We start from the raw sequence: 5,155 nt of genomic DNA on the forward strand, positions 1-5,155 counted from the left end.
AAAAAACAATAAATCTGTCAGTGACAGAATGAGTTTAAGACAAACAATTATTTTAATGAGAGTTTGATCCTGGCTCAGGATGAACGCTGGCGGCGTGCCTAATACATGCAAGTAGAACGCTGAAGGAAGGAGCTTGCTCTTTCCGGATGAGTTGCGAACGGGTGAGTAACGCGTAGGTAACCTGCCTGGTAGCGGGGGATAACTATTGGAAACGATAGCTAATACCGCATAACAGTAGATGTTGCATGATATCTGCTTGAAAGGTGCAATTGCATCACTACCAGATGGACCTGCGTTGTATTAGCTAGTTGGTGAGGTAACGGCTCACCAAGGCGACGATACATAGCCGACCTGAGAGGGTGATCGGCCACACTGGGACTGAGACACGGCCCAGACTCCTACGGGAGGCAGCAGTAGGGAATCTTCGGCAATGGACGGAAGTCTGACCGAGCAACGCCGCGTGAGTGAAGAAGGTTTTCGGATCGTAAAGCTCTGTTGTAAGAGAAGAACGAGTGTGAGAGTGGAAAGTTCACACTGTGACGGTATCTTACCAGAAAGGGACGGCTAACTACGTGCCAGCAGCCGCGGTAATACGTAGGTCCCGAGCGTTATCCGGATTTATTGGGCGTAAAGCGAGCGCAGGCGGTTAGATAAGTCTGAAGTTAAAGGCTGTGGCTTAACCATAGTACGCTTTGGAAACTGTTTAACTTGAGTGCAAGAGGGGAGAGTGGAATTCCATGTGTAGCGGTGAAATGCGTAGATATATGGAGGAACACCGGTGGCGAAAGCGGCTCTCTGGCTTGTAACTGACGCTGAGGCTCGAAAGCGTGGGGAGCAAACAGGATTAGATACCCTGGTAGTCCACGCCGTAAACGATGAGTGCTAGGTGTTGGGTCCTTTCCGGGACTCAGTGCCGCAGCTAACGCATTAAGCACTCCGCCTGGGGAGTACGACCGCAAGGTTGAAACTCAAAGGAATTGACGGGGGCCCGCACAAGCGGTGGAGCATGTGGTTTAATTCGAAGCAACGCGAAGAACCTTACCAGGTCTTGACATCCCTCTGACCGCTCTAGAGATAGAGCTTTCCTTCGGGACAGAGGTGACAGGTGGTGCATGGTTGTCGTCAGCTCGTGTCGTGAGATGTTGGGTTAAGTCCCGCAACGAGCGCAACCCCTATTGTTAGTTGCCATCATTCAGTTGGGCACTCTAGCGAGACTGCCGGTAATAAACCGGAGGAAGGTGGGGATGACGTCAAATCATCATGCCCCTTATGACCTGGGCTACACACGTGCTACAATGGCTGGTACAACGAGTCGCAAGTCGGTGACGGCAAGCTAATCTCTTAAAGCCAGTCTCAGTTCGGATTGTAGGCTGCAACTCGCCTACATGAAGTCGGAATCGCTAGTAATCGCGGATCAGCACGCCGCGGTGAATACGTTCCCGGGCCTTGTACACACCGCCCGTCACACCACGAGAGTTTGTAACACCCGAAGTCGGTGAGGTAACCTTTTAGGAGCCAGCCGCCTAAGGTGGGATAGATGATTGGGGTGAAGTCGTAACAAGGTAGCCGTATCGGAAGGTGCGGCTGGATCACCTCCTTTCTAAGGATAAGGAAACCTGCACGTTCGTCTTGTTTAGTTTTGAGAGGTCTTGTGGGGCCTTAGCTCAGCTGGGAGAGCGCCTGCTTTGCACGCAGGAGGTCAGCGGTTCGATCCCGCTAGGCTCCATTGGTGAGAGATCACCAAGGATGAACATTGAAAATTGAATATCTATATCAAATAGTAACAAGAAAATAAACCGAAAACGCTGTGAATATTTAATGAGTTTTCTAATTTTTTAAGAAATTAGGTTAATAAGGTTAAGTTAATAAGGGCGCACGGTGGATGCCTTGGCACTAGGAGCCGAAGAAGGACGTGACAAACGACGAAATGCCTCGGGGAGCTGTAAGTAAGCTTAGATCCGGGGATGTCCGAATGGGGGAACCCAGCAGGTGATACCTGTTACCCATATCTGTTAAGGATATGAGGAGGAAGACGCAGTGAACTGAAACATCTAAGTAGCTGCAGGAAGAGAAAGCAAAAGCGATTGCCTTAGTAGCGGCGAGCGAAACGGCAGGAGGGCAAACCGAAGAGTTTACTCTTCGGGGTTGTAGGACTGCAATGTGGACTTAAAGATTATAGAAGAACTACCTGGGAAGGTAGGCCAAAGAGAGTAATAGCCTCGTATTTAAAATAGTCTTTATACCTAGCAGTATCCTGAGTACGGCGAGACACGTGGAATCTCGTCGGAATCTGGGAGGACCATCTCCCAACCCTAAATACTCCCTAGTGACCGATAGTGAACCAGTACCGTGAGGGAAAGGTGAAAAGCACCCCGGGAGGGGAGTGAAATAGAACCTGAAACCGTGTGCCTACAACAAGTTCGAGCCCGTTAATGGGTGAGAGCGTGCCTTTTGTAGAATGAACCGGCGAGTTACGATATGATGCGAGGTTAAGTTGAAGAGACGGAGCCGTAGGGAAACCGAGTCTGAATAGGGCGTCTTAGTATTATGTCGTAGACCCGAAACCATGTGACCTACCCATGAGCAGGTTGAAGGTGCGGTAAAACGCACTGGAGGACCGAACCAGGGCACGTTGAAAAGTGCTTGGATGACTTGTGGGTAGCGGAGAAATTCCAAACGAACTTGGAGATAGCTGGTTCTCTCCGAAATAGCTTTAGGGCTAGCGTCGACATTAAGATTCTTGGAGGTAGAGCACTGTTTGGGTGAGGGGTCCATCCCGGATTACCAATCTCAGATAAACTCCGAATGCCAATGAATTATGGTCGGCAGTCAGACTGCGAGTGCTAAGATCCGTAGTCGAAAGGGAAACAGCCCAGACCACCAGCTAAGGTCCCAAAATAATTGTTAAGTGGAAAAGGATGTGGGGTTGCACAGACAACTAGGATGTTAGCTTAGAAGCAGCTATTCATTCAAAGAGTGCGTAATAGCTCACTAGTCGAGTGACCCTGCGCCGAAAATGTACCGGGGCTAAAACAATTTACCGAAGCTGTGGATACCTTTAATGGTATGGTAGGAGAGCGTTCTATGTGTGAAGAAGGTATACCGTGAGGAGTGCTGGAACGCATAGAAGTGAGAATGCCGGTATGAGTAGCGAAAGACAGGTGAGAATCCTGTCCACCGTAAGACTAAGGTTTCCAGGGGAAGGCTCGTCCGCCCTGGGTTAGTCGGGACCTAAGGAGAGACCGAAAGGTGTATCCGATGGACAACAGGTTGATATTCCTGTACTAGAGTATGTAGTGATGGAGGGACGCAGTAGGCTAACTAAAGCGTGCGATTGGAAGTGCACGTCTAAGCAGTGAGGTGTGAATTGAGTTAAATGCTTAGTTCTATAACATTGAGCTGTGATGGGGAGCGAAGTTTAGTAGCGAAGTTAGTGATGTCACACTGCCAAGAAAAGCTTCTAGCGTTAAACATACTCTACCCGTACCGCAAACCGACACAGGTAGTCGAGGCGAGTAGCCTCAGGTGAGCGAGAGAACTCTCGTTAAGGAACTCGGCAAAATGACCCCGTAACTTCGGGAGAAGGGGTGCTGACTTCGGTCAGCCGCAGTGAATAGGCCCAAGCAACTGTTTATCAAAAACACAGCTCTCTGCTAAATCGTAAGATGATGTATAGGGGGTGACGCCTGCCCGGTGCTGGAAGGTTAAGAGGAGTGCTTAGCGTAAGCGAAGGTATGAATTGAAGCCCCAGTAAACGGCGGCCGTAACTATAACGGTCCTAAGGTAGCGAAATTCCTTGTCGGGTAAGTTCCGACCCGCACGAAAGGCGTAATGATTTGGGCACTGTCTCAACGAGAGACTCGGTGAAATTTTAGTACCTGTGAAGATGCAGGTTACCCGCGACAGGACGGAAAGACCCCATGGAGCTTTACTGCAGTTTGATATTGAGTGTCTGTGCCACATGTACAGGATAGGTAGGAGCCATAGAGATCGGGACGCCAGTTTCGATGGAGGCGATGTTGGGATACTACCCTTGTGTTATGGCCACTCTAACCCGGATAGGTGATCCCTATCGGAGACAGTGTCTGACGGGCAGTTTGACTGGGGCGGTCGCCTCCTAAAAGGTAACGGAGGCGCCCAAAGGTTCCCTCAGAATGGTTGGAAATCATTCGCAGAGTGTAAAGGTATAAGGGAGCTTGACTGCGAGAGCTACAACTCGAGCAGGGACGAAAGTCGGGCTTAGTGATCCGGTGGTTCCGTATGGAAGGGCCATCGCTCAACGGATAAAAGCTACCCTGGGGATAACAGGCTTATCTCCCCCAAGAGTTCACATCGACGGGGAGGTTTGGCACCTCGATGTCGGCTCGTCGCATCCTGGGGCTGTAGTCGGTCCCAAGGGTTGGGCTGTTCGCCCATTAAAGCGGCACGCGAGCTGGGTTCAGAACGTCGTGAGACAGTTCGGTCCCTATCCGTCGCGGGCGTAGGAAATTTGAGAGGATCTGCTCCTAGTACGAGAGGACCAGAGTGGACTTACCGCTGGTGTACCAGTTGTCTCGCCAGAGGCATCGCTGGGTAGCTATGTAGGGAAGGGATAAACGCTGAAAGCATCTAAGTGTGAAACCCACCTCAAGATGAGATTTCCCATAACTATATGTTAGTAAGAGCCCTGAGAGAAGATCAGGTAGATAGGTTAGGAGTGGAAGTTGTGTGAGCAATGGAGCGGACTAATACTAATAGCTCGAGGACTTATCCAAAAAGTAACTGAGGATATTTACAGCTGGTTAGATTTTTGTTAGAATATAGGTATTCAATTTTGAATGTTCATCATTCAGAGTTAAGTGACGATAGCCTAGGAGATACACCTGTACCCATGCCGAACACAGAAGTTAAGCCCTAGAACGCCGGAAGTAGTTGGGGGTTGCCCCCTGTGAGATATGGTAGTCGCTTAGCAAGGTTGAGTCTAGTGGAAACTAGGCTCATTTGGGAGTTTAGCTTAGTTGGAATTGAGAGGCAATCGAGATTCCAATCGGCGGATAAGAGAAACGCAGTTTCTCACCGTTGGCTGAGTTAAACGACCATTTGGGAGTTTAGCTCAGCTGGGAGAGCATCTGCCTTACAAGCAGAGGGTCAGCGGTTCGATCCCGTTAACTCCCAT

2 tRNA genes and 3 rRNA genes are annotated in these 5,155 nt (G+C 49.8%); all 5 read left to right on the forward strand.

The annotated features are described in order from the left end of the window. Window positions 1-51 precede the first annotated feature (51 nt). Window positions 52-1,600: ribosomal RNA gene (locus ADF75_RS05800) — 16S ribosomal RNA — on the forward strand. Between the two features lie 53 nt (window positions 1,601-1,653). Beyond that, a tRNA-Ala gene (locus ADF75_RS05805) sits at window positions 1,654-1,726 on the forward strand. A gap of 129 nt (window positions 1,727-1,855) precedes the next feature. Then, a 23S ribosomal RNA gene (locus ADF75_RS05810) occupies window positions 1,856-4,754 on the forward strand. Window positions 4,755-4,834: 80 nt separating this feature from the next. Further along, window positions 4,835-4,950, forward strand: a 5S ribosomal RNA gene (gene rrf / locus ADF75_RS05815). The 16S, 23S and 5S rRNA genes sit together here with 2 tRNA genes alongside, the layout of an rRNA operon. A 131-nt stretch (window positions 4,951-5,081) precedes the next feature. Further along, window positions 5,082-5,154: transfer RNA gene (locus tag ADF75_RS05820), tRNA-Val, on the forward strand. Window position 5,155 lies beyond the last annotated feature (1 nt).

Source organism: Streptococcus sp. 1171_SSPC (genome assembly GCF_001069335.1).
In the GTDB taxonomy this organism is placed as follows: domain Bacteria; phylum Bacillota; class Bacilli; order Lactobacillales; family Streptococcaceae; genus Streptococcus; species Streptococcus xiaochunlingii.